The organism is Thalassospira lucentensis, from assembly GCF_011806425.1.
Lineage (GTDB): Bacteria > Pseudomonadota > Alphaproteobacteria > Rhodospirillales > Thalassospiraceae > Thalassospira > Thalassospira lucentensis_B.
Window position 1 is genome coordinate 112,666 of the sequence record NZ_JAATOV010000004.1, and the last position, 25,887, is coordinate 138,552.

25 protein-coding genes and 3 tRNA genes are annotated in these 25,887 nt (G+C 53.9%); 10 read left to right on the forward strand and 18 right to left on the reverse strand.

Translation table 11 applies throughout. From position 1 onward, the window contains the following. Both serB and HCZ99_RS14035 read right to left on the reverse strand, forming a co-directional pair. Positions 1 to 891 (reverse strand): phosphoserine phosphatase SerB, encoded by an 891-nt coding sequence (gene serB, locus HCZ99_RS14030; RefSeq protein ID WP_167447642.1) that lies wholly within the window; start codon positions 889 to 891, stop codon positions 1 to 3. Between the two features lie 86 nt (positions 892 to 977). Beyond that, on the reverse strand, positions 978 to 1,619 hold the full coding sequence (locus HCZ99_RS14035) for a glutathione S-transferase family protein (RefSeq protein WP_167447643.1): 642 nt from the start codon (positions 1,617 to 1,619) through the stop codon (positions 978 to 980). Between the two features lie 440 nt (positions 1,620 to 2,059). Here HCZ99_RS14035 and miaA point away from each other — a divergent pair, with 440 nt between their 5' ends. The 4 genes from miaA (at position 2,060) to ilvC (ending at position 6,696) form a co-directional block, all read left to right on the forward strand. Then, positions 2,060 to 3,025, forward strand: a complete 966-nt coding sequence (gene miaA, locus HCZ99_RS14045) for a tRNA (adenosine(37)-N6)-dimethylallyltransferase MiaA (RefSeq protein ID WP_167447644.1) — start codon at positions 2,060 to 2,062, stop codon at positions 3,023 to 3,025. Between the two features lie 152 nt (positions 3,026 to 3,177). Further along, a complete protein-coding gene (locus tag HCZ99_RS14050; RefSeq protein ID WP_167447645.1) occupies positions 3,178 to 4,941 on the forward strand; it encodes an acetolactate synthase 3 large subunit in 1,764 nt (587 codons plus the stop codon). 104 nt (positions 4,942 to 5,045) lie between these two features. Continuing rightward, complete coding sequence (gene ilvN, locus HCZ99_RS14055; protein WP_167447646.1) at positions 5,046 to 5,555, forward strand: acetolactate synthase small subunit; 510 nt, start codon at positions 5,046 to 5,048, stop codon at positions 5,553 to 5,555. A 121-nt stretch (positions 5,556 to 5,676) separates the two neighbouring features. Continuing rightward, positions 5,677 to 6,696, forward strand: coding sequence for a ketol-acid reductoisomerase (gene ilvC, locus HCZ99_RS14060; RefSeq protein ID WP_167447647.1), 1,020 nt, complete (start codon positions 5,677 to 5,679; stop codon positions 6,694 to 6,696). 109 nt (positions 6,697 to 6,805) lie between these two features. Here the strand turns inward: ilvC and HCZ99_RS14065 are convergent, their stop codons facing one another. Then, positions 6,806 to 7,993 carry an MFS transporter gene (locus tag HCZ99_RS14065; protein ID WP_217701504.1) on the reverse strand — a complete coding sequence of 396 codons (1,188 nt, stop codon included), beginning with the start codon at positions 7,991 to 7,993 and terminating at the stop codon, positions 6,806 to 6,808. Between the two features lie 271 nt (positions 7,994 to 8,264). Here HCZ99_RS14065 and HCZ99_RS14070 point away from each other — a divergent pair, with 271 nt between their 5' ends. Beyond that, positions 8,265 to 9,173, forward strand: coding sequence for a pseudouridine-5'-phosphate glycosidase (locus tag HCZ99_RS14070; RefSeq protein WP_167447648.1), 909 nt, complete (start codon positions 8,265 to 8,267; stop codon positions 9,171 to 9,173). 86 nt (positions 9,174 to 9,259) lie between these two features. On the opposite strand, the gene HCZ99_RS14075 is transcribed toward HCZ99_RS14070, so the two are convergent. Continuing rightward, the gene (locus HCZ99_RS14075; RefSeq protein WP_167447649.1) at positions 9,260 to 9,922 is read right to left on the reverse strand and encodes a pyridoxamine 5'-phosphate oxidase family protein; all 663 of its coding nucleotides are present in this window, start codon (positions 9,920 to 9,922) and stop codon (positions 9,260 to 9,262) included. A 131-nt stretch (positions 9,923 to 10,053) separates the two neighbouring features. On the opposite strand from HCZ99_RS14075, the gene HCZ99_RS14080 reads away from it, so the two are divergent. Together HCZ99_RS14080 and HCZ99_RS14085 are read left to right on the forward strand one after the other, a co-directional pair. Next, positions 10,054 to 11,574 carry a PLP-dependent aminotransferase family protein gene (locus tag HCZ99_RS14080; RefSeq protein ID WP_167447650.1) on the forward strand — a complete coding sequence of 507 codons (1,521 nt, stop codon included), beginning with the start codon at positions 10,054 to 10,056 and terminating at the stop codon, positions 11,572 to 11,574. Positions 11,575 to 11,684: 110 nt separating this feature from the next. Continuing rightward, a complete protein-coding gene (locus HCZ99_RS14085) occupies positions 11,685 to 13,178 on the forward strand; it encodes a cryptochrome/photolyase family protein (RefSeq protein ID WP_167447651.1) in 1,494 nt (497 codons plus the stop codon). 56 nt (positions 13,179 to 13,234) lie between these two features. Here HCZ99_RS14085 and HCZ99_RS14090 read toward each other — a convergent pair whose 3' ends face one another. The 6 genes from HCZ99_RS14090 to infA all read right to left on the reverse strand — a co-directional run bounded on the left by HCZ99_RS14090 (position 13,235) and on the right by infA (position 18,070). Further along, positions 13,235 to 14,782: a CYTH and CHAD domain-containing protein gene (locus HCZ99_RS14090; RefSeq protein WP_167447652.1), complete on the reverse strand. Its 1,548-nt coding sequence runs from the start codon at positions 14,780 to 14,782 to the stop codon at positions 13,235 to 13,237. A gap of 535 nt (positions 14,783 to 15,317) precedes the next feature. Then, positions 15,318 to 15,393: transfer RNA gene (locus tag HCZ99_RS14095), tRNA-Phe, on the reverse strand. A gap of 104 nt (positions 15,394 to 15,497) precedes the next feature. Beyond that, entirely contained in the window at positions 15,498 to 15,698 is a 201-nt protein-coding gene (locus HCZ99_RS14100) for a DNA gyrase inhibitor YacG (RefSeq protein ID WP_167447653.1), read from the reverse strand. After that, the gene (locus HCZ99_RS14105; protein ID WP_167447654.1) at positions 15,695 to 17,122 is read right to left on the reverse strand and encodes a ribonuclease E/G; all 1,428 of its coding nucleotides are present in this window, start codon (positions 17,120 to 17,122) and stop codon (positions 15,695 to 15,697) included. Before HCZ99_RS14105 ends, HCZ99_RS14100 begins: the two co-directional genes overlap by 4 nt. A 2-nt stretch (positions 17,123 to 17,124) precedes the next feature. Beyond that, entirely contained in the window at positions 17,125 to 17,757 is a 633-nt protein-coding gene (locus tag HCZ99_RS14110; protein ID WP_167447655.1) for a Maf family protein, read from the reverse strand. 94 nt (positions 17,758 to 17,851) lie between these two features. Beyond that, positions 17,852 to 18,070: a translation initiation factor IF-1 gene (gene infA / locus HCZ99_RS14115; protein WP_007092059.1), complete on the reverse strand. Its 219-nt coding sequence runs from the start codon at positions 18,068 to 18,070 to the stop codon at positions 17,852 to 17,854. A 276-nt stretch (positions 18,071 to 18,346) separates the two neighbouring features. Here infA and HCZ99_RS14120 point away from each other — a divergent pair, with 276 nt between their 5' ends. After that, complete coding sequence (locus HCZ99_RS14120) at positions 18,347 to 18,841, forward strand: GNAT family N-acetyltransferase (protein ID WP_167447656.1); 495 nt, start codon at positions 18,347 to 18,349, stop codon at positions 18,839 to 18,841. Positions 18,842 to 18,923: 82 nt separating this feature from the next. Here HCZ99_RS14120 and HCZ99_RS14125 read toward each other — a convergent pair whose 3' ends face one another. The 7 genes from HCZ99_RS14125 to HCZ99_RS14155 all read right to left on the reverse strand — a co-directional run bounded on the left by HCZ99_RS14125 (position 18,924) and on the right by HCZ99_RS14155 (position 24,128). Continuing rightward, positions 18,924 to 19,370, reverse strand: a complete 447-nt coding sequence (locus HCZ99_RS14125; RefSeq protein WP_167447657.1) for an arsenate reductase/protein-tyrosine-phosphatase family protein — start codon at positions 19,368 to 19,370, stop codon at positions 18,924 to 18,926. A 6-nt stretch (positions 19,371 to 19,376) separates the two neighbouring features. Further along, positions 19,377 to 19,853 (reverse strand): UPF0262 family protein, encoded by a 477-nt coding sequence (locus HCZ99_RS14130; protein WP_167447658.1) that lies wholly within the window; start codon positions 19,851 to 19,853, stop codon positions 19,377 to 19,379. Between the two features lie 50 nt (positions 19,854 to 19,903). Next, the gene (hisD, locus tag HCZ99_RS14135) at positions 19,904 to 21,199 is read right to left on the reverse strand and encodes a histidinol dehydrogenase (RefSeq protein WP_167447659.1); all 1,296 of its coding nucleotides are present in this window, start codon (positions 21,197 to 21,199) and stop codon (positions 19,904 to 19,906) included. After that, a complete protein-coding gene (hisG, locus tag HCZ99_RS14140) occupies positions 21,189 to 21,848 on the reverse strand; it encodes an ATP phosphoribosyltransferase (protein WP_175581515.1) in 660 nt (219 codons plus the stop codon). Before hisG ends, hisD begins: the two co-directional genes overlap by 11 nt. Before the next feature lie 59 nt (positions 21,849 to 21,907). Continuing rightward, a complete protein-coding gene (murA, locus tag HCZ99_RS14145) occupies positions 21,908 to 23,200 on the reverse strand; it encodes a UDP-N-acetylglucosamine 1-carboxyvinyltransferase (protein ID WP_167447661.1) in 1,293 nt (430 codons plus the stop codon). Positions 23,201 to 23,283: 83 nt separating this feature from the next. Further along, the gene (gene dcd, locus HCZ99_RS14150) at positions 23,284 to 23,838 is read right to left on the reverse strand and encodes a dCTP deaminase (RefSeq protein WP_167447662.1); all 555 of its coding nucleotides are present in this window, start codon (positions 23,836 to 23,838) and stop codon (positions 23,284 to 23,286) included. Positions 23,839 to 23,954: 116 nt separating this feature from the next. Next, positions 23,955 to 24,128, reverse strand: a complete 174-nt coding sequence (locus tag HCZ99_RS14155) for a hypothetical protein (RefSeq protein ID WP_167447663.1) — start codon at positions 24,126 to 24,128, stop codon at positions 23,955 to 23,957. A gap of 200 nt (positions 24,129 to 24,328) precedes the next feature. On the opposite strand from HCZ99_RS14155, the gene HCZ99_RS14160 reads away from it, so the two are divergent. Together HCZ99_RS14160 and HCZ99_RS14165 are read left to right on the forward strand one after the other, a co-directional pair. Continuing rightward, positions 24,329 to 24,403, forward strand: a tRNA-Thr gene (locus HCZ99_RS14160). A 25-nt stretch (positions 24,404 to 24,428) separates the two neighbouring features. Beyond that, positions 24,429 to 24,503 (forward strand) — tRNA-Thr (locus HCZ99_RS14165). Between the two features lie 97 nt (positions 24,504 to 24,600). On the opposite strand, the gene HCZ99_RS14170 is transcribed toward HCZ99_RS14165, so the two are convergent. After that, positions 24,601 to 25,884, reverse strand: a complete 1,284-nt coding sequence (locus HCZ99_RS14170; RefSeq protein WP_167447664.1) for an oligosaccharide flippase family protein — start codon at positions 25,882 to 25,884, stop codon at positions 24,601 to 24,603. Between the last annotated feature and the right edge of the window lie 3 nt (positions 25,885 to 25,887).

Sequence of the window (25,887 nt, forward strand, 5' to 3'; positions counted from 1 at the left end):
TCAGTCGACAAAATCGGACTTGGCATAGCCTTGCAGATACAAAAGGGCGGTTAGATCACCGTGATTAATGCAAATGCGCGCCTGTTCCTGAACGGATGGTTTGGCATGAAACGCAACGCCTGTGCCGGCCAGTGAAATCATCTGCAGGTCATTGGCGCCATCGCCAACCGCAATCGCATCGTCGACCGTGATCCCCTGCTCTGCCGTCAGGTTTTCAAGCGCATCAACTTTGGCCTGCCGATCCAGAACCGGTTTTTGCACCTTGCCGGTCAGTTTGCCGTCTGATGTGATCAAGACATTGGCCTGATCATAATCAAAGCCAAGCTCATTGCGAACTGCACCGGTAAAGAAATCAAACCCGCCAGATACAAGGGCCGCAAACGCGCCATTGGCCTTCATGGTCGCAACCAGCGTTTTGGCCCCGCCGGTATATTCCACGGTTTTCCATGCTTCGGCCAACATATCGGTCGACATGCCATCAAGCAGCCCAACGCGCTCATCAAGGGCAGCTTCGAAATCAAGTTCGCCATTCATCGCACGGGCGGTGATGGCCGCGACACGGTCCTTAACCCCGGCAAACTCAGCCAACTCGTCAAGGGTTTCGCCAGTGACCATGGTGCTGTCCATGTCTGCGATCAAAAGCTTTTTGCGACGGGTGGCGATTTTTTGGGTGACCGCATCGACCTCAAGCTCCGCCTCCTCAAGCGTGGTATCGGCTACATCAAGGGTGATGCCCTCAAACTCAAGGTCGCAGGCCTCGCCATTTGCCAGCCAGCTGACACCGCCGACAAGCGCGCCCGCCCCAGTCAGCGCAATCGCCGCACGATCAATGATGGCATCTGTCAGGGCGTTCGAATTCGGGGCAGCGATCAGGGTCAGAACCAAATTCATGGTGTGCGGGCTCCTTGGCGGGAAAGAGATAAAACCGATATGCCGCCTTTATCCGAATTGAACCGGGCAAAGACAAGCAGTTTTCGTCAGGCGTTGGGCAAGCCCGGATCACTATCACGCAGAACGGCGTGGTCCGCCATCCTTTGCCACCAACGCTTCAATCGCGGACAATGTTCTAGGACGTCACGTCCTTCGGGTGTTGCGCAGAAATAAGCCATCATCGCCCCAAGATGAAGATCAGCATGACTAATGTTTGCGCCAACCAAAAACGCGTCGTCGCCCACGAGTTTTTCAAGAGCATCGCACACGTTCCGCGACGTGTTCTTTCCAGCGGCGATGACGCTTTCATCTGGTTGATCGCCTTCGATTGGGCGGAAGACACGATGGGCAAAAACCTGTCGCACCATTGGCACATAACCATAACTGTCTGTGATGCTGATGATCTGAACCATTCGTGCTTTTGCTTCGACAGAATCAGGCGATAGCATTTGGGGTGCAGAAATATCGTCGAGATACCGGGTGATTGCCGTGGTTTCGTACAAGACAAAATCGTTATTGCGGATCACCGGCACGCGCCCAAACGGGTGCAGATTGCTATGGTCTGGGGCGATTTCGTCAGAAAACGGATCCATTTCGACATAGCGATACGCTATCTCCTTGTAGGACAGAGCCATCCGAACAATGCGGGTGTAAACGCTATAGCGGTAACCGTATAAAATGACGGACATGTGCCTTCCCCTCCCAAAGCAGCGCGACATCATCATAAGATCACAGTTGGCTGACGTTTCAAAGCAACCGCCAGAAAAGTGGACCGGTCGTGATCTCGGACCGTGGTAAACCGTCACATGTCTTGTTATCGCCTGAAGACTATTAAAACGTCACGGACGTCTTAAGATCGCGCGCAGAGACGCATAACTGGGCAAATTACTGCGCAAATGGTTTGACGATTAGCGAATGACAGCGTTTAACCAATGTATCTTGACGATTGATCTCATCGTTGTGCACAAGTCAGCCACCCTGGATGTGCCCGATCCGAAGTCAGAACGTGATGCCCTTATTGCAACACCCGCATGACGGTCGTTACACACAACGTCAAAGATTTTAATCAAACAAGCGCACGTTTGCTTGAAGCTTGGCACCGTTAATTGATCAGAGACAACTTCGTACCATGTCTGCAGAAACCACCCCAATCGCCCAAATTGTCCTGATCGTTGCCGGACCAACGGCCAGCGGTAAATCAGCCCTTGCACTTGATATGGCCGATGCCTTTGACGGGGTAGTGATTAATGCCGATAGCATGCAGGTTTATAAAGAACTGCGCGTACTAAGCGCGCGTCCCGATGACGATGAAATTGCCCGCGCGCCCCATCGGTTGTACGGGGTTTTGTCGGGGGCAGAAGCCTGTTCGGCCGGGAAATGGCGGGAAATGGCCATGGCCGAGATTGCCGATTGCCATGTCAAGGGCAAACTTCCGATCATTACCGGGGGCACGGGCATGTATTTAAATGCCCTGACCGCCGGGATTGCGCCGATCCCCGACGTACCGGCCCGGATTCGTGAAAGTGTGATGGCCGAGCTTGCCGAGATCGGCCACGCGGCATTTTTTGAAAAATTCAAACGCGATGACCCGGAAACCGCCGCCAAACTTGATGGCAATAACACCCAAAGAATGATTCGCGCCGCCGAAGTTTTGGCCCATACCGGACGCGGATTGGCCAGTTGGCACACGGAACCGGTGATCACGCCGCCAGAAAACATGGTGTTTAAGAAACTTTGTTACATGCCGCCGCGCGACATTCTGTATGACCGCTGCAACCGGCGTTTTGATCTGATGATTGAAAAAGGGGCAATTGATGAGGTGCGTGATCTGATCGCCATGAACCTGCCGCAAACCGCACCTGTAATGAAGGCTGTCGGCGTCAGAGAGCTGTCTGCATATCTTTTGGGCACCACCGATCTTGAGACCGCACGCGAACTGTCACAGCGTGAAACACGGCGCTATGCCAAGCGACAATTAACGTGGTTTCGCCATCAAATGACCGACAAGGAAATCATCGACGCGCAATATTCGGAAAGTTTGGCCGACAAATTGCGTCATGATATTAACCAATTTCTGTTGACCACGCCAAAGTGAGGCGATAGGTTGGCGCTTGCACCGCCGGAATGGCGGAAAACCGCCGTTTCGGCGGATTTTTCAACTCCAATTCAAGGATAATTGGAACATGTTTCAACCACGCGGTTATCACGCGACACGTTGTTGTCGCTAAGTAAAGAGGCTCGAAAATCATGGCAGAACGTATTTTGAACGGTTCGGAAGTAGTGTTGCAAGCCCTGGCAGATCAGGGTGTGGAAGTCGTGTTTGGCTATCCCGGCGGCGCTGTCCTACCGCTATATGACGAGATTTTTAAACAGAACCGTATTCGTCACGTTCTCGTGCGCCATGAACAGGCTGCTGTCCACGCTGCTGAGGGTTACGCCCGTTCGACCGGTAAGGTCGGCGTTGTGCTTGTGACCAGCGGACCGGGGGCAACCAATGCCGTTACGGGCCTTACTGACGCGTTGATGGACTCGATTCCCGTTATCTGCCTGACCGGTCAGGTGCCGACCCATTTGATCGGCAATGATGCGTTTCAGGAAGCCGACACCACCGGCATTACCCGCCCGTGCACCAAGCATAACTATCTGGTGAAAGATCCAGGCAAGCTTGCACGCACCATGCACGAAGCTTTCCACGTTGCGTCTTCTGGGCGTCCGGGGCCGGTCGTGATTGACCTTCCCAAGGATATTCTGGTTGGCAAGGCGCCCTATCTTGAACCGTCACAGGTTCAGCACCGGACCTATAACCCGGTGGTCAAAGGCGACCGTGGTCAGATCGAAGAAGCGCTTGAAATGCTGGCATCGGCGAAAAAGCCGATCCTGTATTGCGGCGGTGGCGTGATCAATTCCGGCGAGCAGGCTTGTAAGCTTCTGAATGAATTCACCCGTACCACGGGCATTCCGATCACACTGACCTTGATGGGTCTTGGGGCTTATCCGTCGTCGGATAAACAGCATCTTGGAATGCTGGGCATGCACGGAACGTACGAAGCCAACATGGCGATGCATGATTGCGATGTCATGTTTGCCGTTGGCGCGCGATTTGATGACCGTGTAACCGGCAACCTTGATTTCTTTGCGCCGGGTTCGAAAAAAGTTCAGATCGATATTGATCCGAGCTCGATCAATAAAAACGTCGCTGTTGATATCGGTATTGTTGGCGATATTGCCCATGTTCTTGAGGACATGATCAAAATCTGGAAAGCCAAGCAGTATAAAATCAACGCCGAAGCGCTTGATGGCTGGTGGAAAGAGATTGAAGGATGGCGTGAAAAACACTGCCTGTCCTACAAACAGCCAAAAGACATCATTAAGCCACAGCACGTTATTCGCCGTGTGCATGCACTGACCCGTGATCGCAAAACCTATATCACCACCGATGTTGGCCAGCACCAGATGTGGGCGGCCCAGCATTTCGGGTTTGAACATCCGCATGAATGGATGACGTCTGGTGGTCTTGGCACCATGGGCTATGGCATGCCAGCCGCCCTTGGCGTTCAGGTCGCCCATCCCGAAGCGACGGTTGTTTGCTTTACCGGTGATGCGTCAATCATGATGAACATTCAGGAATGCGCGACGATGACGCAGTATCGTCTGCCGATCAAAACCGTGATCCTGAATAACCGCTATATGGGCATGGTCCGCCAGTGGCAGCAGCTTCTGCACGGGTCGCGTTATTCCGAAAGTTATAGCGAAACCCTGCCCGACTTCGTCAAATTGTCCGAGGCATTCGGGTTTACCGGCCTGAAATGCGATAACCCGGCTGATTTGGATGACGCCATTGCCAAGATGCTTGAAATCGATGGTCCGGTGATTTTGGACGTCGCAGTCGATGACAAGGAAAACTGCTATCCGATGATCCCATCGGGCAAGCCGCACAATGAAATGCTGCTTGCACAAGATAGCAACGGCGATGAAGCGATCGATTCCGACGAAGGAATGGTTCTGGTCTGATCCGCACCCGACAAAAGTGCGAGACGATATCATCAAACCAAATTGAAAAAGCCGGTCTGGGCGGCATGAAAATGCCCCCAACCGCGCCCTAGCGGAGCGAAACCGTGAAAGAAACCGAAATTTCGAAGCACACCATTTCTGTTCTGGTGGATAACGAAGCTGGCGTTCTGGCCCGTGTTATTGGGCTGTTTTCTGGCCGTGGCTATAACATTGAAAGCCTGACCGTGGCAGAGGTCGATGCGCATACCCATGAGTCGCGCATTACCGTTGTCACATCGGGCACCCCGATGGTCATCGAACAAATCAAGGCACAGCTTGCGCGGCTTGTCCCGGTTCATAAGGTCAATGATTTGACCCTGTCAGGACCGTGTGTTGAGCGTGAACTGGCCCTGATCAAGGTGATTGCATCCGGCGAGAAACGTGTCGAATCCCTGCGTATTGCCGATATCTTTAAGGCACGCGCGGTCGACGCGACAAATAATTCCTTCGTTTATGAAATCATCGGCAGCCCCGAAAAGATTGACGCTTTCATCAAATTGATGGAGCCGCTGGGGCTTTCGGAAATTTCGCGTACCGGTGTCGCGGCCATTTCGCGCGGCACATTGACGATGTGAGTTTGCCAAGCCCGTTGATCCGCATCGGGCTTGGTATTAGGGGATTTTGCCCCTAAACCTATTTGATCCATCCCGCCACGCAGCTAAATAAGCGTGGTCCAACGTCCAGAGGTATCGAAAGATGCGTGTTTATTACGACCGCGATGCAGATGTTAATCTGATCAAAACCAAAAAAGTTGCCATCATTGGTTACGGTTCGCAGGGCCACGCCCATGCGCTGAACCTTCATGATTCCGGCGTTGCCGAAGTCGCTGTTGGCCTGCGTGAAGGTTCTTCTTCGCGTAAGAAAGCGGAAAATGCTGGTCTGAAAACCATGACCCCGGCCGAAGCTGCTGCTTGGGCAGATGTTGTCATGATCCTGACCCCTGATGAACATCAGGCTGCGATCTATGCCAACGAACTGCGCGACAACCTTAAAGAAGGCGCTGCTCTTCTGTTCGCACACGGTCTGAACGTTCACTTCGGCCTGATCGAGCCGCGCGCCGATCTTGACGTAATGATGGTTGCACCAAAAGGCCCGGGCCACACGGTTCGTTCTGAATATGCACGTGGCGGCGGGGTTCCTTGCCTTGTTGCTGTTGAACAGAATGCGTCGGGCAATGCGCTTGACCTGGCTCTGTCTTATGCATCGGCAATCGGTGGCGGCCGTTCGGGCGTGATCGAAACCACCTTCCGTGAAGAGTGCGAAACCGATCTGTTTGGCGAACAGGCTGTTCTGTGTGGCGGTCTGACCCAGCTGATCAAATACGGGTTTGAGACCCTGACCGAAGCTGGTTATGCACCGGAAATGGCATATTTCGAGTGCCTGCACGAAGTGAAACTGATCGTTGACCTGATGTATGAAGGCGGTATGGCCAACATGCGTTACTCGATCTCGAACACCGCAGAATACGGCGACTATGTCACCGGCCCGCGCGTCATCGATGCATCGGTCAAAGACCGCATGAAAGAAGTTCTTGCTGACATTCAGGAAGGCAAATTCGTACGTGACTTCGTTCAGGAAATGCATTGCGGTGAGCCGATGTTCAAAGCAACCCGTCGCTTGAACGCAGAACACCCGATCGAAGAAGTTGGCACCAAACTGCGCGCGATGATGCCGTGGATTGCTGCGAACCAGCTCGTCGACAAAGAAAAGAACTAAGCAATCGCTTAGCCTTTCTAATGCAAACGGCCGCCCTTTTGGGGCGGCCGTTTTGCTTTGGGCTTGGTGCAAAATCCAAAGCCTGAGACTTGCTGACGTGTTGTCCCGACTATTGATGCATCCGTTTGATCGGAAGCCTGAATTCCGTTGCAGCCCAAATCACCACACACAGGATCGACACCCCCGATCCAAGGGCGACAATCGCAGGCCAGCCGCCCATACCATATGATACCGCCGCACTGGCAGAGCCACATGCCCCACCAAGGAAGTAACTGGCCATGTAGCCGGTGGTCAGGCGGCTGCGGGCCTCGGGGTTGAGGCGGTAAATCTCGCTTTGGTTGGAAATATGCGCACCTTGGATGCCAAGGTCGAGCAACACCACACCAAGACCAAACGCCACAAGCGACCATTGCCCCCAATACAGCAACGCCCAGCTTGATACCGTCACCATCAAAAAGCCGCCGGTACTGAGCCTTGCCCAACCGCGATCTGCCAAGCGTCCGGCGATGCGCGCGGCCAAAATGCCAATCGCGCCGATCAGGCCAAACATGCCGATCATGGCTTCGGACATGTCATATTGGCGTGAGAGCATAAAGGCCATTGCCGTCCAGAAGATGCCAAACACGCCATATTGCAGTCCCCCGATCAAGCTGCGGCGGCGCAAGACGGCTTCATCCCGAAACAGATGCAGGATCGAGACATAAAGTGTGCGGTAACTGGTGTTGGATGTCGGGGCCAGATGGGGCAAGATTTTAAAGCAGGCCACCGAATAGCCCGCCATCAATACGGCCGCGACGATAAACACCGCCCGCCACCCGGCAAGTTCGGCCACGACACCGGAAAAGGTGCGCGCCAACAAAATGCCCAGCAACAGGCCACTCATGACCGTTCCTACAGCCGATCCGCGTTTGTCATCGGTGGCAAGATGGGCGGCCAAGGGTACAAGAATTTGCGCGGTCACACAGCTGATGCCGACCATGATGCTAAAGATCACCAGCATCAAAAACGAATGCGATAACCCCATCGCCAAAAGGCCCACGGCGGTTAAGGTCGACGTCACGGTCAGTAATTTGCGCCGTTCATGATGATCGCCCAAGGGCACGACCACAATCAATCCGGCGAGATAGCCCAATTGCGCGACCGTAACCAACAGGCCCGCCTTGGTATCGCTTAGGCCATATTCACGTGCAAGCAGTTCCAGCAGCGGCTGAACATAATAAAGGCTGGCAACGGAAATGCCGCTTCCGACCGCCATAAAGGCCAGAAGCCCGCGGGTCAGAACTGGTTTGGAATGCATAAAAGAAACCCCAAAAAGGTAAGTATTTGCCGCATGATACGCAGGAGGTGGCCGGGTTACAACGCATGCGCTGGCACAGGTGCCTTTCACATTTGGCATGGATATGTCCAAACGGGCTTTGGCTTGTCCCAGCACACATCCGCCAAAGCACAGGAGCAGCGCCCGCATGGGCGCAAAACAATGCTGTTATGCCGTGCTTAGGACTGGATTTCGTAGGCCAATCCGCGTAATCCTGACCTTTAAAACTTTAACTCAAGCATGAGCATATTACATGTCGGACTATATCGATATCGCCCCCGAAGTCGCCGAAGCCTTTGCCGCTGGCAAGCCGGTTGTCGCCCTTGAATCCACGATCATTTCCCATGGCATGCCCTATCCGCAGAACCTTGAAACAGCGCGCGCTGTTGAGCAGGATGTGCGTGATAATGGCGCCATTCCCGCAACCATCGCCGTTATTGGCGGCGTTTGCAAAATCGGCCTTACGGCCGATGAGTTGGAATATTTTGCCAAGGGCAAAGACATCCTGAAACTGTCGCGCCGTGACATTCCTTATTGCCTGGCGAAAAAACGCGACGGTGCCACCACCGTATCGGCAACCATGATCCTGGCCGAAAAAGCCGGTATCCGCGTGTTTGCCACTGGCGGTATTGGCGGTGTTCACCGTGATCTTGCCGGCAATTACGATGTATCGGCCGATCTGACCGAACTTGGCAAAACCAGTGTTGCGGTTGTCTGTGCCGGGGCAAAGGCGATCTTGGATATTCCCAAAACGCTTGAGCATCTTGAAACGCTTGGCGTGCCTGTCATTGCCTATGGCACCGATGAATTCCCGGCATTCTATTCGGTTGAAAGTGGTCAGAAAGCGACCCTTCGCCTTGATACGCCCGAAGAATTGGCCGCGTTCCTGACGGCCAAATGGGACTTTGGCCTTGAAGGCGGTGCCGTCATTGGCAACCCGCCAGAAGCCGACAAAGCATTGGCCCGCGAAGCGATTGAAGGTGCGATTGAAGATGCCCTTGTGGAAGCCAGCCAAAAAGGCATTCAGGGACGTGATGTGACGCCGTTCTTGCTTAAACGCGTGACCGAGTTGACCGATGGCAAAAGCCTTGAAGCCAATATTGCGCTGGTGCGCAACAATGCGCGTCTTGGTGCCAAAATCGCAGTTGCGATGGCCGACTAATACATCGTCGTTTAGGACCCAAAAACAGGCTGACAGAGGATCCTCTGCCAGCCTGTTTTCGTTTTACATCGCTGGGCCTGTCGGCGTTAGGCCGGTTTTTGCCCCTGCCCGGCAAAAGCGGGATTGATCTTGGTGTCGTCAATGGGCGTGCCCCAGACATTCTGGCACGGCAGCACCCCGGCCCAGACGGGCAGTTGGTAATCTTCGTCATCATCAACCGGATCGCCAGTTCTGACCTTGGCGGAAACTTCGCGCAGGTCAAAGCCCATGAACATGGTTGCTTTAAGTTCCTGCGTATTGGGTTGGCGAATGGTGTCCCAACGACCGGGTTGAAGCTTTTCAAGAAACAGGCGCGAATGTTCCATCTTGTCCGCGTCATCGGTGACAACCGTTCCCTTGCCGTAAATCACCACTGATCGATAATTGGCCGAATGGTGAAAGGCAGAGCGCGCCATCACCAGCCCATCAAGATGGGTAATACACAGGCAGGCATCTGCCCCGTCGGCAATTGCTGCCAAAATCCGGTTCTTGGTCGCCCCATGGATATAGATCCGTTCACCCACCCGCCAATGGGCCGTTGGGATCATGGTTGGGCGTCCATTGACCACCGTGCCAACGTGGCAAATCAATGCATCATCAATAATGCCGTGCACGGTGGCGCGGTCATAGGTCGCGCGTTTGGTGCCGCGCACGATTTTGGTGGCGGGATGAACGTCATATTGCGGCGAAAGGTTGGTGGCGTCAGACATGGCGTGTTCTCTTTGTTTCGTCGTGTTGTTATCGCGAATAATTCATCCCGATCATCGCGACTATTGGACTTTTCAAAAGGTCCATTATAGTAAAATAGATAGAACCAATTTAACCCGACAGGCCGACCACCATGCGCAGTGACTATAGCTGGATTTATCCAAGCCAAACCGATCCGGCAGATAACCGCACCGCGCCGGTTGCCTATCGGCGGCTGTATCATGGCATCCGCGCGGCGATCTTGGACGGGCGGCTTCATCCGGGCGAACGGCTTCCGGCCAGTCGGGATTTGGCCAAATCGCTTGGCATTTCGCGCAATACGGTGGTGAACAGTTTTGATCTTTTGACATCCGAGGGATATTTGGAAACCCGGGTTGGTGCCGGAAGCTTTGTCGCCAGCACCCTCCCCGACCGGGATATGGCCGCCATCCAAAAAGCCAACGAAAAAGACAGCCATACCAAGGGCAGCGAACGCCCGCTTCGCCTCAGCCAGAGTGTAAAGCGGATGCTGGAATATCAGCGGCGCTTTCCGCGGTTTCGCATCGCCCGGCCCTTTAACCCGGCGACACCGGATTTGAACGCTTTTCCGTTTGACCTTTGGGCGCGGTTGCTGCGGCGCGGGTGGCGCGCACCTGATCTTGATTTAACGATACCCGATGATCCGCTTGGCTTTGCGCCGTTGCGCCATGAAATTGCACAATGGTTACGCCAATCGCGCGGGGTGAATTGTGATGGCGATCAGGTAATGATTGTATCGGGCGCGCAACAGGCGCTTGACCTGATTGCCCGTGCGCTTGTTGATCCGGGCGACATCATCGCCACCGAAGACCCGGGTTACGAGGGCATTCGTGGCGTGCTGGCGGCAAGTGGGGCAAAAGTTCAGGCCGTACCGGTGGATGGCGATGGGCTTTGCGTGGATCGACTTGCGGACACATCAACACCAGCGCGCATTGTCGTCACCACGCCATCACGGAATTACCCACTGGGGACGACACTGTCGCTTGCGCGGCGGTTGGCGATGCTGCATTGGGCGGATGCCAATGATGCGTGGATTGTCGAAGATGATTACGACAGCGATTACCGTTATGACGGACCGCCGCTGTCATCCCTGCAGGGATTAGACCGGCAAAACCGCGTGATTTATGTCGGCACGTTTTCGCGGGTGATGTTTCCCGGTATTCGGCTTGGATATCTGGTACTGCCAAAGGTTTTAATCCCGGCGTTTCGGGGCATGCGGGGATTTGCCGATGGTGTGCCCGCCCCAACCGCACAGGCCGCCTTGGCCGCATTTTTTGCCGAGGGGCATTTTGGCAGCCACGTGCGCAAGATGCGACTGCTTTATGCGGACCGGCGGCATCATTTGCAAAACCTGATTGCCCAGCATGCTTCATCGCAACTTTCGATCATGCCATCGGATGGCGGATTGCATTTTTGTGCCCGCCTGATCGCGGGGCATGATGACATCATGATGCAAGAACAGATGGTAAAAGCCGGCCTCGATTGCCGGGCACTGTCATCCTATTTCCATGATAAATCGCCAGAAAACCGACCCAAGCTGCCGCAAGGATTGGTTCTTGGATTTGCCGGATGGCATAAAAAGAGCCTCACCGAAAGTTTTGGTGAACTGGTCACGATTTTAGACCGTAACTCATGATGTACCCCAAGCCAGAGAGAGCGGCTTAGCTACACTTCCCTACAGCTGTCGAAGTTGAGTTGCTCTCTCCTTCTTTGGATATCCTGCCGACACCATCCTCAAGGATAGAAATGACCAAACGTTCCATCGCCATCATGTGGTTTCGAAACGATTTACGTTTGGCCGACAATCCGGCCTTGCGCGCGGCGGCCAAATGGGCGCGCGACAATGACGGATGTGTTTTGCCGGTCTTTGTTCTTGATCCTGTTATTTCCGATCAACTCGGCGGGGCGACGCGATGGTGGCTGGAAAAAAGCCTGCGCGTCCTTGACCGGTCTATAGCCGATCTTGCCGCTGGTGGTGATGACATTGACGATATTGATGCATTTTCGGCGTTGCGCCTGTTTACCGGCAAAGCATCCGCGGTGTTTGATAAAATCATCGAAAACCAGTCGGTCGGTGCGATGTTCTGGAACCGGCTTTATGACAAGCCATCGATCAAGCGCGATACCGACATCAAGGCGGACATGATGGATCGGGGACTTGAGTGCGAAAGCTTTAAGGGGCAGCTTCTGTTTGAGCCATGGGAAGTAAAAACCGTTGCGGGTACCGATTTTAAGGTGTTTAGCCCGTTCTGGCGCGCCTGCCAAAAAAGTGAGCCGCCGCGCTCCCCCAATGAGGCGCCCGACAAAATCGCCCTATGCGATGAAAAGATCAAAGGTGCGGTTGGGCTTGATGCGCTTGATCTGTCGCCCAAGCCATTTGACTGGGCAGCGGGACTGGATGAACGTTTTACCCCCGGTGAAAAAGGCGCGATGGATCAGTTGTTTGATTTCATCGATGACCGATTGCAAGATTACGCCGATCTGCGCGATCGCCCGGGCCACCGGGTGACATCAGAACTTTCACCACATTTGCGGTTTGGCGAAATCAGTCCGTTTCAGGTTTATCACACCGCCAAACATTTTGCCGATGCCAACCCCGGCAAGGGTAAAACCGCGTCCAAGTTCCTGTCGGAACTGGGCTGGCGGGAATTTTCCCACCATGTGCTGTTCCACGCAAAAGACCTTCGCACCGAACCGCTTCAGGAAAAGTTCAACGATTTTCCCTGGGCCGATGCGCCAGATGATTTGCGCGCTTGGCAACGCGGCCAGACCGGATTCCCGATTGTCGATGCCGGAATGCGCGAACTTTGGCATACGGGATATATGCATAACCGGGTTCGAATGATTGTCGGATCGATCTTGGTCAAGCACCTGTTGATCCATTGGCGCGACGGATTGGCATGGTTTGATGACACGCTTGTTGATGCCTGCCCGGCCAATGATCCGTTTTCATGGCAATGGATTGGCGGATGTGGTGCGGATGCAGCACCGTATTTCCGTATTTTCAACCCGGTGCTTCAGGGCGAAAAGTTTGATCCCGAGGGCGAATATGTTCGCCAATGGGTGCCCGAACTTTCCGATATGCCCGACAAGTTCCTTCATAAACCGTGGGAAGCGCCCGAAAGCGTTCTGAAGGATGCTGGCGTGACGTTGGATGATACGTACCCAACACCCCTGATCGGCCTTAAAGAAGGGCGTGAACGGGCATTAGAAGCCTATAAGGCGGTCAAAAAAGACTAAGGCAAACTTGCCTTAGCCTTTTTCTGTGTTTGCGATGCTGTGACCTTAAATGCCGATCACAGCCAGAACAGTTTGCGTTCGGCAAATTCTTTCCACGCCATGCCAAGCCCATCAAGCTCGTGATCAACCCGCCCGGCAAACCAGCCCGACACCAGCCCAATGGCAACCAGTCCGTCTTTTGACAGGTTAGGGGCCAATGACATCAGGCGCTTTTCCGCCACGGATGCGTCATGCAGGTGACCCAAAATATCTTGCAGGGCGACAAGGCCGCTTCGGAATTTTTTGACTTTCTTGCCGCCATAAACACCGCCAAAGAAATCGGTGCCATAGCGCATCTGTTTGACATCCAGACGCAGGGCATGAAGCTGTGGGGTGGTGAGAACCATGATGTTATCGCCGCGCCGAATGCCCCGTTTATAGGCTTTATCAAGCAACGGCTCGGCCATTTCACCGACCGGGGCAGCCATCGCCTTCATCTGCGCCGCGCTGGCGCCCGATGCCCAACGTGAATAGGTCGCCCACGCGCCAAGGATCAAGATAAGCTGCCCATATTCGGGGCTATCAAGCATATCACGGGCCGTGGCCAACGCCTTTTTCCGCTCCGCCTCGGCGGCGGTGCGCAACTCAGAAATTCCGGCGTGCTGTGGGAAACGTTCTTCGATCTGGGGCATGGTTTCGCCAAGGAAAACATCCCAGTCACGCAGCGCATCAAGTGCCTTGCTGCATGATTTCAGCAACCGGCGCAGCAACACCGCCTCGCCATTTGGCAGGTTCTTTTTAAACAGGTTAAACGCCACGCGCAGGCGGCGCATGCCCACCCGCATCTGATGGCAGCCTTCGACATGCACGTCTTCACGCACGCAGACCTCATTACCGAGGATCATGCGCAACCCTTGCGCCAAAACAGCACGAAAGGCCATTTCCGCGGACATATCGGAACTCAGCGCGACCGGATCGGGCTTAAAGAAACTGATGCCATTGCCCAGATACAAATCGCGCCCGCGTGACGCCTTAGATCGCATGCTCAGCAACAGCGGCACGCTGCGTTGCAGTTCAAGGGCAAGGTCAAACAAGGCGGCGGGGTGGCCTTCTTTAAGTTCAAACTCAACCTCAGAAATCGGGACTTCTTTTTCACCCGAACGCACCACACCCTGATCAATTGCCATTTCCATCGTGGCATCACGATAGGTCAGATCAACAGCACTGCGTTTCAGGTCACTTTCAAAAATACGGTCGAGCTTTTTCTTTTTCACAAACTTCTTAAGGAGCTTTTTGACGTCCTTATCTGTGAAAAGATCAAGATCGAGATCACCATTTTCCAGATCAACCGTCCATTCGTTGCGCGCGGGCAAGGCTTCGCGCAGGCCATTGGATGTTTTGACTGTTTGCTCCCACCCCATGCTGCCTTTTTTGCGCAGGCGCACGGCAAGCCCTTTGCGGGCCAAGGAAAGCTTTGGCGTGTCATGATAGGCCGAAACAAGATGGGTTGTTGTCAGACGGCGGCCTTCTTTGACCTCTCGCAGAACCGACGCGTTTTTAAGACGCGCAACATGTTTTGGATCGATGCGAAGTTTCAGTTCGATCTCGATCTGCTTTTCAGCCATTTTTATTCCCTCAGGCAATCCGGTGCGTTATGGCGCGTATACCATAATTTACCCTAAGACATTCTTGGAAAATGGCTTTTCAATGTCACGCGCCAAGGCACCAAGAATTGTAAAATTTCGGTAACAAAGCGCAAAAAGCGTCTTGAAATCAAGCTTTAAACATCTGGCTATCGCTTTGCTCAGCGATCCATTTTCATTTGAAAATGCTTTGGCGTTTTGAAGTTCATTTAATCGGATTTTACGCCCCTACCCGCCTAATTTGGCGTTTCGGCCAATAGCACCGGCTCAGCGCCACAGCGATTCCGCTCCCAGGCATCACCCAAAAACAGTCGCGCTGGTTAGGGTGTATGACGCATGCGTAGCGCGGAAAATTGGAGTGCACAGCCACACCGCATTATCGCGATGGCCAAGGCGCAGATGGTATCGGAAAGAAGTTTCTTTTGGCGAAGGCGGCTCCGGGACCGAGCTTTGCCAACATTCACCGCAAAAACAAAAAACCCGGCCAAACGGCCGGGTTATTTTTGCTTTTGAAAGATGGTGCCCAGAGGCGGGTTCGAACCACCGACACGCGGATTTTCAGTCCACTGCTCTACCAACTGAGCTATCTGGGCACTTTATCTTTCGTCTCTGTTTCCAGAGCGTTCCCTGCGGAACGAGCGGGGTTATACAAACTCCTTCGGGGCTTGTCCAGACTCAAATCGCATTTTTTTTGTACTTAAAATTCTTCTTCATCTTCAAGGTCTTCGAGATACTCTGGCGGCTCGGTTGCGGGAATTGCGTAGCTTTCATTCAACCACTTTCCAAGATCCAGATCCGCACAGCGTTTTGAGCAGAAGGGCTTGTACTTTTCATCCACCGGCTTGTCACAAACAGGGCACGGCGAGCCTGCTGTTTTTGCTGTATTTTTTTCGGTCATATCTTTTTCTCCAAGCGGTAGGCATCTTCACTTAGCGTTGGGTCGGCAATGATTTCGGGGGCAACGCCCAATTCATTTTGTAAAATTTGTGTGCCGTTGACATCCGATGCAAGCAGCTGGGCCATCATGGGCGACACATAAAGCGACATGGCCCCAACGACACCACTTCGGCATTGGGCAATCACCCCCCGTATCACGCCATTCAGTGCGGTTTGGGCCGAAAGCCGGCGGACATCTGATTTTGCCTGCATCCGTTCATAAAGCGATTCGCCCGACCGCTGGCGGCTAAATTCGTACAAGCCAAGCCGGGTAAATCCGCCGATTTGAACCGCGCCATCAAGCTCCGCGCCAAAGGATTTGCGCAGGGTACTGTCAAACATGTCCCGGCCCGTGCGCGATTTCACGCGCAGTGGGTCAATCACAATCAAACCACCGATATTACGCAGGCGGATTTGATGGACGATTTCCTTGGCCGCGCGGTTATTCACCTCGATCGCGCGGGTTTCGGCATCGCGCCCCGCATCCGCGCCCGCTGCGTTGACATCAATCGCACACAGGGCGGTCGTCGGATCAATCGCGATCCAGCCCCCACCGGGCAGGTCAACCTTGGACGCGACGGCGTTATTGATTTCATCTTCCAGGTCGATATCAAGATCGATATCCGGGTCGCTGGCACCAAACAAAAGCTGTGAGCCAGCGTAGCGGGTAAGATTACCATCCGGGGCCCCACGGGCCTTTAAAAGGCCGCGCAGGCGTACAAATTCGCTGGTGCCATCAACCATACATGCGCCACCGGCCATAAGATGACGTTCAATCATTTGATCGACGTCCGATTGCGCCGCGGAAATAAGTTTTGGTTTCTTGGGATCGGCAAGGGCTGCCTGTGCGGCCACCCAATGTCGGCGCAACAGGTTATATTCCCCGGCAAGGGCCGCCTCGGACCAATCAAGAGCCTGACTGCGCAGCATGATGCCATCATCATCGACCTGAAGCGCTTTAAGCTGGCGCGCCAAATCAGTGCGGCGGTCTTCGTCTTTGAGTTTGCGGGGAATTTCGATCAGCTTGCCGTTGGGGCGCAAGATCATGCCAAGGCCTTCGATGGCAATCCGCCCGGTAAGCTTTACACCCTTGTCCTCAAAACCAAGACGGGCGATTTGCACCAGCACCCATTGGCCTTCATGAAGCGGGGTCGCATAGCGATCAAGGGGCAACAGACCATCAGAAAGCCCATCAAGGGCAACCATGGCCGCAGCCATTTCAGGCAGAACTTTGGTCACACGGCCAAGATGAAGATCAAAGCGTGCTGGCCCACCGCGATCAATCCAAAGACGCGAAAGACGTCCCTTTTCGATAAGGGCGATCCGCCGTTCAAGCGCAACAGCGTCAATCAGCAGGCGGCCGTTTGCAGGTACGCCAGCTGTCATGATCAGACCTCGTTGAATTGATAGCCAAGGCCGCGCAGAAGACCATCCACCTCACATAGGGATAGTCCGACGACATTGGAATACGACCCCGAAATCGCCTTAACAAAGGTCGCGGCATGGCCCTGAATGGCGTATGCGCCCGCTTTGCCCTGCCATTCGTCATGCGACAGGTAACGATCAAGGTCCTCGTGACCGAGGGTGCGGAATTTAACCTGCGTTTCAATCACACGCGATCGTTCCGTCCCATCCGGCGCAATCAGGCACACACCGCCATAGACGCGATGACGACGCCCCGAAAGCAGGGTCAGGAATTTACGGGCTTCGCGTTCATCAGATGCCTTACCCAGCGCACGTGTGCCGCAGGCAACCACAGTGTCAGCTGCAAGAATAAAAGCCCCGCCATTGCTTTTGGCAACGGCACGGGCTTTTTCTTCGGCAAGGCGCAGCGCAAGACGGCGCGGACTTTCGTCGGCCTTGGGCGTTTCGTCGATATCTGCCGGGGCAACCTGATCTGGCACAATTCCGATCTGCGCAAGCAGCTCAAGACGGCGCGGCGATGCAGAGGCCAATATCAGTTTCGACAAGACGCGGCTCCCGGATGTCGGATCTTTGACCGTGGTTTGCGATATGATCATCTCACCCGCAATCCATACACAGAAAAATTGCCCTTGGGCGCAAAGGTAAACCGCACGCCAGACAAGGTCAATTTACGCTGTAGCAGGTTTCAGATTACTTGAAACGGAAGGTGATACGACCCTTGGTCAGGTCATAAGGGGTCATTTCGACGCTGACACGGTCCCCTGCGAGAACGCGAATACGGTTCTTACGCATTTTGCCCGAAGTGTGAGCAAGGATTTCGTGGTCATTGTCCAGCTTCACACGAAACATCGCGTTGGGCAGAAGTTCAACGACAGTGCCCTGAAACTCGATAACGTCTTCTTTAGCCATGTGACTCCTAGCTTTCGTATTGCAATATCAAAATACCGGTGGGGCGCAAACTGCTCTGAACCGGGCAAAAGGTCAAGTCCTTTCACATCAACGCATCAGCGGCCCTGCACTGCAGGTTTGACATGTCAGCGGCGAAACACCGCTTAAAACGCATCAAAGCCCACAAAACCCCAAGGGTTATCAAGGTTGCTTGCAGTGTTGGTTCTTTGCGATGATACTTAATCGCCTCTATTGTTTGACAGAACTGATAATCTTCGCACATAGGAGATTGATACCATGTCACCACAGCAACTGCCTGAAATCCGCCTTGCGGAAGAGTCCGATGCCCCGGCCATTCATGCCATGCTGTATGAAATTGCCGCGGCAACCGGCAGCGCGGAAAAGTTCGTCAGCAGCCCCGACGACATTGCCCGCGATGGGTTTGGGCCGTCGCCTGCGTTTGAAGCGCTGATCGCAACGGACGATTTGGATCCGGTCGCCTTGTGTCTTTATTTCCCAAGCTATTCGACGTTCCGCGGACAAGCGGGCGTTTACATGCAGGACCTGTATGTTGCGCCATCCCATCGCGGCGGCGGATTTGCGCAAAAGATGGTGCAGGCCGTCGCGCAACGCGCAGCATCGCAGGGCAAAAGCTATATCCGTCTTTCCGTCGATGCCAAAAATGTCGTTGGCCAACGATTTTATCAGAAAATCGGCATGCGCCATGCTGATGATGAAAAGATCTTTGTGCTTGATGGGGATGCCTTTAGCGCGTTGGCAAACAGCGCATAATCAGACTTTTGCGACCAAGTATTGATGCCCGCGTTTTATCATCAGACTATTGGTATCTAACCGCCGGGATTAAACGGTTACGTCAAACGGTTGGTGCGGGCCCAATGGGAAAACGATCAAGGATGCGTTTTTTGATCTGATAGCGCACCTGACGATAGGCTTCCAGGCGTGTTTCGCGCGATCCTTCGACAATGGTGGCATCGAAGGTATTCCAGAATTCAACATCACAGGCCATGGTGCGGGTCATTTCGACCGCCCGGTGCTGGGCTTCTGGTGACATGGTGATGATCAGATCAAAGAACCCGTCTTCAAGCTGATCAAACGTTTTTGAATGGTATGAGGATATATCCAGACCGATTTCATTCATGACTTCGACGGCGAAACCATCAACGTCCCCTGCCCGCACCCCACAGCATTCGACATAAATCCGCGTTCCATAAAAATGACGCATCAGGGTGGCGGCCATGATGGACCGCACGGCATTGTAGCTGCAGGCAAAAAGGACAGAACCGGGAAGCTCGTCTGCCACGGCCCCTTAACCCCGGATATGAAGGACGCAGATCAGCGTAAATAGGCGCCGGGCGGTATTTTCATCCACGGTCACCTTCTCGGCCAGCAATTCACGCAACTGTTCGGAGCCTTCGTTGTGAAGGCCCCGTCTGGCCATATCAATGGTTTCGATCTGGGCTGCACTGGCCTTTTTGATCGCATCATAATAGCTTTCGCAGATCATGAAGTAATCTTTGACGATCCGGCGAAACGGCGACAATGGGACAGGAATGGTCGTCAGGTTTTCGGTATCATCGTCGCCGCGCACATCCATATAGATGCGGTTTTCTTCGATGCGCATATGCACCGAATACGGCCCTTCGAAGCCGCCAGCCGGTTCGAAATGGTTGTCTTCCAACAGATCATAAATCGCGACAGCTTGTTCGTGTTCGACCTCAGGGCGGCGACGCACCTTGTACTTTTCGTCAAGATAGATACCGGCGATACACTGGCTTTTGGCCATGGCTCTCTCCCTGCGGTCGGCTTACACGCTGCACTGCAACGCTCTATAGCTTACATCTGGTTTGACCGAATCGCTACAGAAAGTCCATGTGCCTGCAAACCTTCACTTTCGGCAAGTGCAATTGCAGCCGGTCCGATCTTGGCCAGGCTTTCCGGGGTGCATTTGATCAGTGATGACCGCTTGACGAAATCAAGCACACCAAGACCGGAAGAAAACCGTGCCGAACGGGCCGTTGGCAAGACGTGGTTTGGGCCAGCAACATAGTCACCAATGGCTTCTGGTGTGTAACGCCCTAAGAAAATAGCACCGGCATGATGAATATCTTCTGCCAATGCGTCGGGGTCATCCACCGCCAATTCCAAATGTTCTGGCGCGATCCGATCCACAAGGGCCGGAGCCTGCGACAGATTTTCCACCAAGACAATTGCACCAAAGTCGCGCCAGCTTGCACCAGCAATTTCCGCACGCGGCAGTTTTTCCAGATGGGCATCAATGGCGACCTGTACGCGATCGGCAAAATCGGCATCATCCGTAATCAGGATTGATTGCGCGACCGGATCATGTTCGGCCTGCGACAAAAGATCGGCTGCCACCCAGCTTGGGTCGTTGCTGCCATCGGCAACCACCAGAATTTCCGATGGACCGGCAATCATATCAATACCGACCTGCCCGAACACCCGGCGCTTGGCCGCAGCGACAAAGGCATTGCCAGGCCCGACAATCTTATCGACCGGTTTGATGGTTTGGGTGCCATAGGCCAAGGCAGCAACGGCCTGTGCCCCGCCAATCCGGTAAATTTCATCAACACCGGCAATGCGGGCGGCTGCCAGCACCAGCGGGTTCATTTTGTTATCCGGGGTCGGCACAACCATGACCAAACGTTCGACACCAGCAACCTTGGCCGGGATCGCGTTCATCAAAACCGATGACGGATAGGACGCCAAACCACCGGGGACATAAAGGCCCGCAGCCGATACTGCCCGCCAACGCCAGCCTAACTCAACACCGGTTTCATCGGTGTAGCGTTCGTCGCTTGGCATCTGTTTTTCGTGATAGGAGCGAACACGCTTCGCCGCCAGCTCTAGCGAGCTCAAAAGATCGGCATCAACTTCGGCGACCGCCGCGTCGACTTCGGCGGCGGTTACTGCCATGCCACTGGCATCGATGTTCAGACGATCAAAACGGTTGGTGTATTCACAAACCGCTTCGTCACCACGCGAACGCACATCGGCAATAATGTTGGCAACGGCGACATCGACATCGGCATCTGATTCGCGCTTCATGCCCAGAAGCTTGACAAAATCGTCCTCAAACCCGGCATCGGTCGTGGAAAGTTTAAGCGGCATTGAGCACCTCGGAGAAACGGTCGATCCATGGCTGAACATCAGTTGGGCGGGTTTTCAAAGCCGCGCGGTTGACGATCAGACGCGATGTGACGTCAGCAATATGTTCGATCTCACGCAGGCCATTGGCTTTGAGCGTGTTACCGGTCGAGACCAAATCGACAATACGACGACACAGACCAAGGGTCGGTGCCAGCTCCATGGCGCCATTCAGCTTAATGCACTCAGCCTGAACACCCCGTTTGGAAAAATGATTGCGCGTAACGTTTGGATATTTGGTGGCAACGCGTACATGTGACCAGCGCGACGGATCGTCACCATCAACCATGTCTTCGGGTTCGGCCACGGCCAAACGGCAATGCCCGATATTCAAATCAAGCGGCGCATAAATATCGGGATAATCAAATTCCATCAGAACGTCATTGCCGCACACCCCAATATGGGCCGCACCAAAGGCAACGAAAGTTGCGACGTCGAAGCTGCGCACGCGGATGATATCGATATGCGGATGATTTGTAGCAAACCGAAGCGCACGGGATTTGGGATCATCAAATGCGGCTTCCGGTTCGATCCCAGCAGATCGCACCAGCGGCATTACCTCGTCAAGAATGCGCCCCTTTGGCAGGGCCAGCACCAGCTTTTCGTCACTCATCAATCAGTCGCCTTACGCGTTATTTAATGTCCGAATCGCATCGCGATCCCGAACCGGCGTTACGCCGGCACCCGAACACGTTCAATTTGCGCCCCACAGGCGCCAAGCTTTTCTTCCAGTCGCTCATAGCCGCGATCCAGATGGTAGACACGGTTAATAACCGTCTCGCCCTCGGCTGCCAAGCCCGCAAGCACCATCGAAACCGACGCGCGCAGGTCGGTTGCCATCACTTCAGCACCGGAAAGTTTCGCACTGCCACGAACAATCGCCGAACGGCCATGCACATTGACATCAGCCCCCATACGGCTGAGTTCAGGCACGTGCATAAACCGGTTTTCAAAAATCGTTTCGGTAATCATCGACGCGCCGTTGGCGACCGACATCAGCGCCATAAACTGCGCCTGCATATCGGTTGGGAAGCCAGGATAGGGTTCGGTCATCACGTCAACACCGCGCAGAGTTGCCCGGTTACCGCGAACTTTCATGCCGTTGTCGGTTTCTTCGACTTCGACACCTGCCTTGCGCATGGCTTCGACCAAGCTATCAATCAGTTCAAGCCGTGTTCCGGTCAGCTCAATCTCGCCACCTGTAATGGCCGCTGCAATCGCATAGGTGCCGGTTTCGATCCGATCAGGAACCACAGAATATTCTGCGCCATGCAGGCGCGGTTTGCCGGTAACTTTCAGGGTATCAGTGCCGATACCTTCGATCTCAGCCCCCATCGCCACAAGGCAATGAGCCAGATCGGAAACTTCGGGTTCGCGGGCGGCATTGGCAATCGTGACCACACCATCGGCAAGGGAGGCTGCCATCAGGGCATTTTCCGTTGCCCCAACAGAAACCTGCGGGAACAGGACATGCCCGCCCTTAAGGCCTTCGGGTGCGCGGGCTTCGATATAGCCCTCTGTTAGGTGGATCTCGGCGCCCATGGCTTCAAGCGCCTTTAGGTGTAGGTCAACGGGACGGTTGCCAATGGCGCAGCCACCGGGCAAAGACACACGTGCGATACCGCAGCGTGCGACAATCGGCCCCAGAACCAAAACAGACGCCCGCATTTTGCGGACAAGATCATAAGGCGCGGTTGTCGATACGATTTCCTTGGCCGTCATTTCCAAAACATGGCCGGTATGGCCACCATTTGGCGCATGACCGTTCAGATGCAACGCGACACCATGCTGGGCCAGCAAATTGGCCATCGACGTGATGTCAGCCAAATGCGGCAAGTTTGACAGGGTCAGCGTTTCATCGGTCAGAAGGGAAGCTGCCATAAGTGGAAGGGCCGCATTTTTGGCACCGCCAATTGCGATTTTACCCTGCAACCGGCGGCCACCGGAAATCTTAATCTTGTCCATTCAATCCTCATTGTGCTGTGTCTTATGCGCACAGCAAAACCATGTATTGGCCTGTTACAGCCTTATTTGCTGCCATGCCTTTATCACAGGCGCGGCAGCGTGACACCTTTTTGGCCCATATATTTCCCTGCGCGATCCGCATAGGAGGTATCACATTCACTTTCGGCTTTCAGGAAAATGAACTGACAGGCGCCTTCGTTGGCGTAAATCCGCGCTGGGAGCGGCGTTGTGTTTGAAAATTCCAGCGTCACGTGCCCTTCCCACTCGGGTTCAAGCGGGGTGACATTGACGATGATGCCACAACGGGCATAGGTCGACTTACCAAGGCAGATCACCAGCGTATCGCGCGGAATGCGAAAATATTCCACGGTACGGGCCAGCGCAAAACTGTTGGGTGGGATCACACAGCAATCGGTTTTGCGGTTTACGAAACCGTCATCGGAAAAATCCTTGGGATCAACAATTGCCGAGTCGACATTGGTGAAAATCTTAAACTCGTCGGCGACACGCGCGTCATAGCCATACGAGCTGACACCATAGGAAATCACGTCATCGCGCTTAAAACCGTCAACAAACGGTTCGATCATGCCTTTTTCCTGCGCCATCTGGCGTATCCAGTGATCGGGTCTTACCGACATTTTGTCACCCCTGCTTGCTGAAACGAACTTTCATAAACGCCCTTGTGCCGACCGGCCCTATTGGTTGTACCCGCCGTATTGCATCAAGATCAATAAACGATGACGGTTAACGATGCCTAATGATTGTCGTCCGCCGCGTTTGTGCTGTCTTTGGTGCTATTATCGGATTGATCCTTGCGGGATCTCTTTTGCTGTTTGCGCTTTGCCAAATTGGCGCGCAAAGCTTCGGCTTCGCGTTTTAACCGTTCTTCGTTTACCGCCGGGCGGATATCGGATTTCTTTGCGGTCATGATTTGATCCGGGTTGCGGTTGGTATGATCAGGCATATAGCGCGATGTTATAAAACAGCAGGCGAAAAATTACAGCCGATCTTGACGAAAACAGGGCGAAAAGCAGATATCGACCAACAATCGAAAAACTTCGTCTATTTCGGGCTTGACCAAATACGGATCCGTGGCCTATAACCCGCCCGCACCGCAAAGGGCTTTATGCTGCTGTAGCTCAGGGGTAGAGCACTCCCTTGGTAAGGGAGAGGCCGGGAGTTCAAATCTCCCCAGCAGCACCATTTGCCCATTTCGCGGCCTGCATAGGCTGCCGTAGCTCAGGGGTAGAGCACTCCCTTGGTAAGGGAGAGGTCGAGAGTTCAAATCTCTCCGGCAGCACCATTTTCCCAAGACGAAAATTACACAGAATAAATAGCGCAAACAGCTATGCTGTAAATGTTTGCTTTTGCGTGGTTAATCTGTTTCGAACAGCGCTGAATTAGCGCTTAAGCAGGAAGCGAAGCGACAGAACAGTCGGATCAACCCCTAGCGTCTTGCGACACAAGATCGCCAACAAAACGGGGTAGCCTGCCACTGAAACGGCCCCAACAACCACACCACCGGCAAGACCGGCCTGATTCATCGCAACAAACAACCCTGCGACCGTTATTGCCGACCAAACAGTAATAATTTTGGTCATCGCCCGGTGAATGCCGGTCATATTCAACAAAGCCACACTGGGTCCGCAAGCCGCCTGTATGCCATATGCAATCAGCATCATACGCAAATAGGGCACTGCCCGGCTGTAGTCATCGCCAAAGAGCGACAAGAGCAACGGGGAGAAGACAAAGAACACAATGCAAACTGGCACAGCTACAAGCATCGAAAACGCGGTCGCACGCGCGATAAGCGATTGCAATTCCCATTTGTCGTCTTTTGCCATTGCACGCGACAAAAAAGGCGAAACGACAGAGTTCACGGCCGTCAGCGCGAAAGCCACCAACATCGAAAGACGAATGACTGCACCGATTTCACCGGCATCAAATGCCGTTAGCGTGACACCAGCAATAATCACCGGCGACTGATTAAGCAGAGCAACCCCAAGCTTTGAGAACAGCGCGTTCAAGCCAAGCTGCAACCAGCGGCGAATATCGGCCATTTCTGGATCAAAGCGATCTTTCCAGTTTATGTGCCGACCTTTGACCACCAGACATAACGACACTGTCACGCCCGCACCGAGTGCAAGGGCATAGGACATGACAATCGTCAAAAGTGAAAGCTCATGCAAAATCCAGAAATGCATGAGCAGCAAACAGAGACCGAAAACCAATGGCCGAATAACCGCTTCGCCGACCACCGCACGCGAAACATTGGCGTCCGCACGAATTGTGCCTTGTAGCACGGCCATAATCACAGAGAGCGGCAAACAAGCGCCGGCGGCAATCCCGATGGGCAAATCATAGTGGCGGAATTTTAAGAGCACGATAGCCAAAACAATCCCGCCGAGCGTTGACAGAACGCTTGAAAACAGCAAGACAAATCGCTGCATTCCGCTGACTAACTGAGGTTGGCCATCCGCACGGTATTTGGGCAGAAACCGCACAATCGCAGTATCCATACCAAACGTGGCGATAGGTGCCGCTGAGATAATCAACCCGAGTACAACACTAAAGAAACCAAAAAGATCTTTGCCGCCATAGCGTGAGATAAACACGCTGGCCAAAAACATCATGCCCGCCGAAAACGCGTTGGCGAACAGCACAAAAATAGCGGCAAATTTCAACTT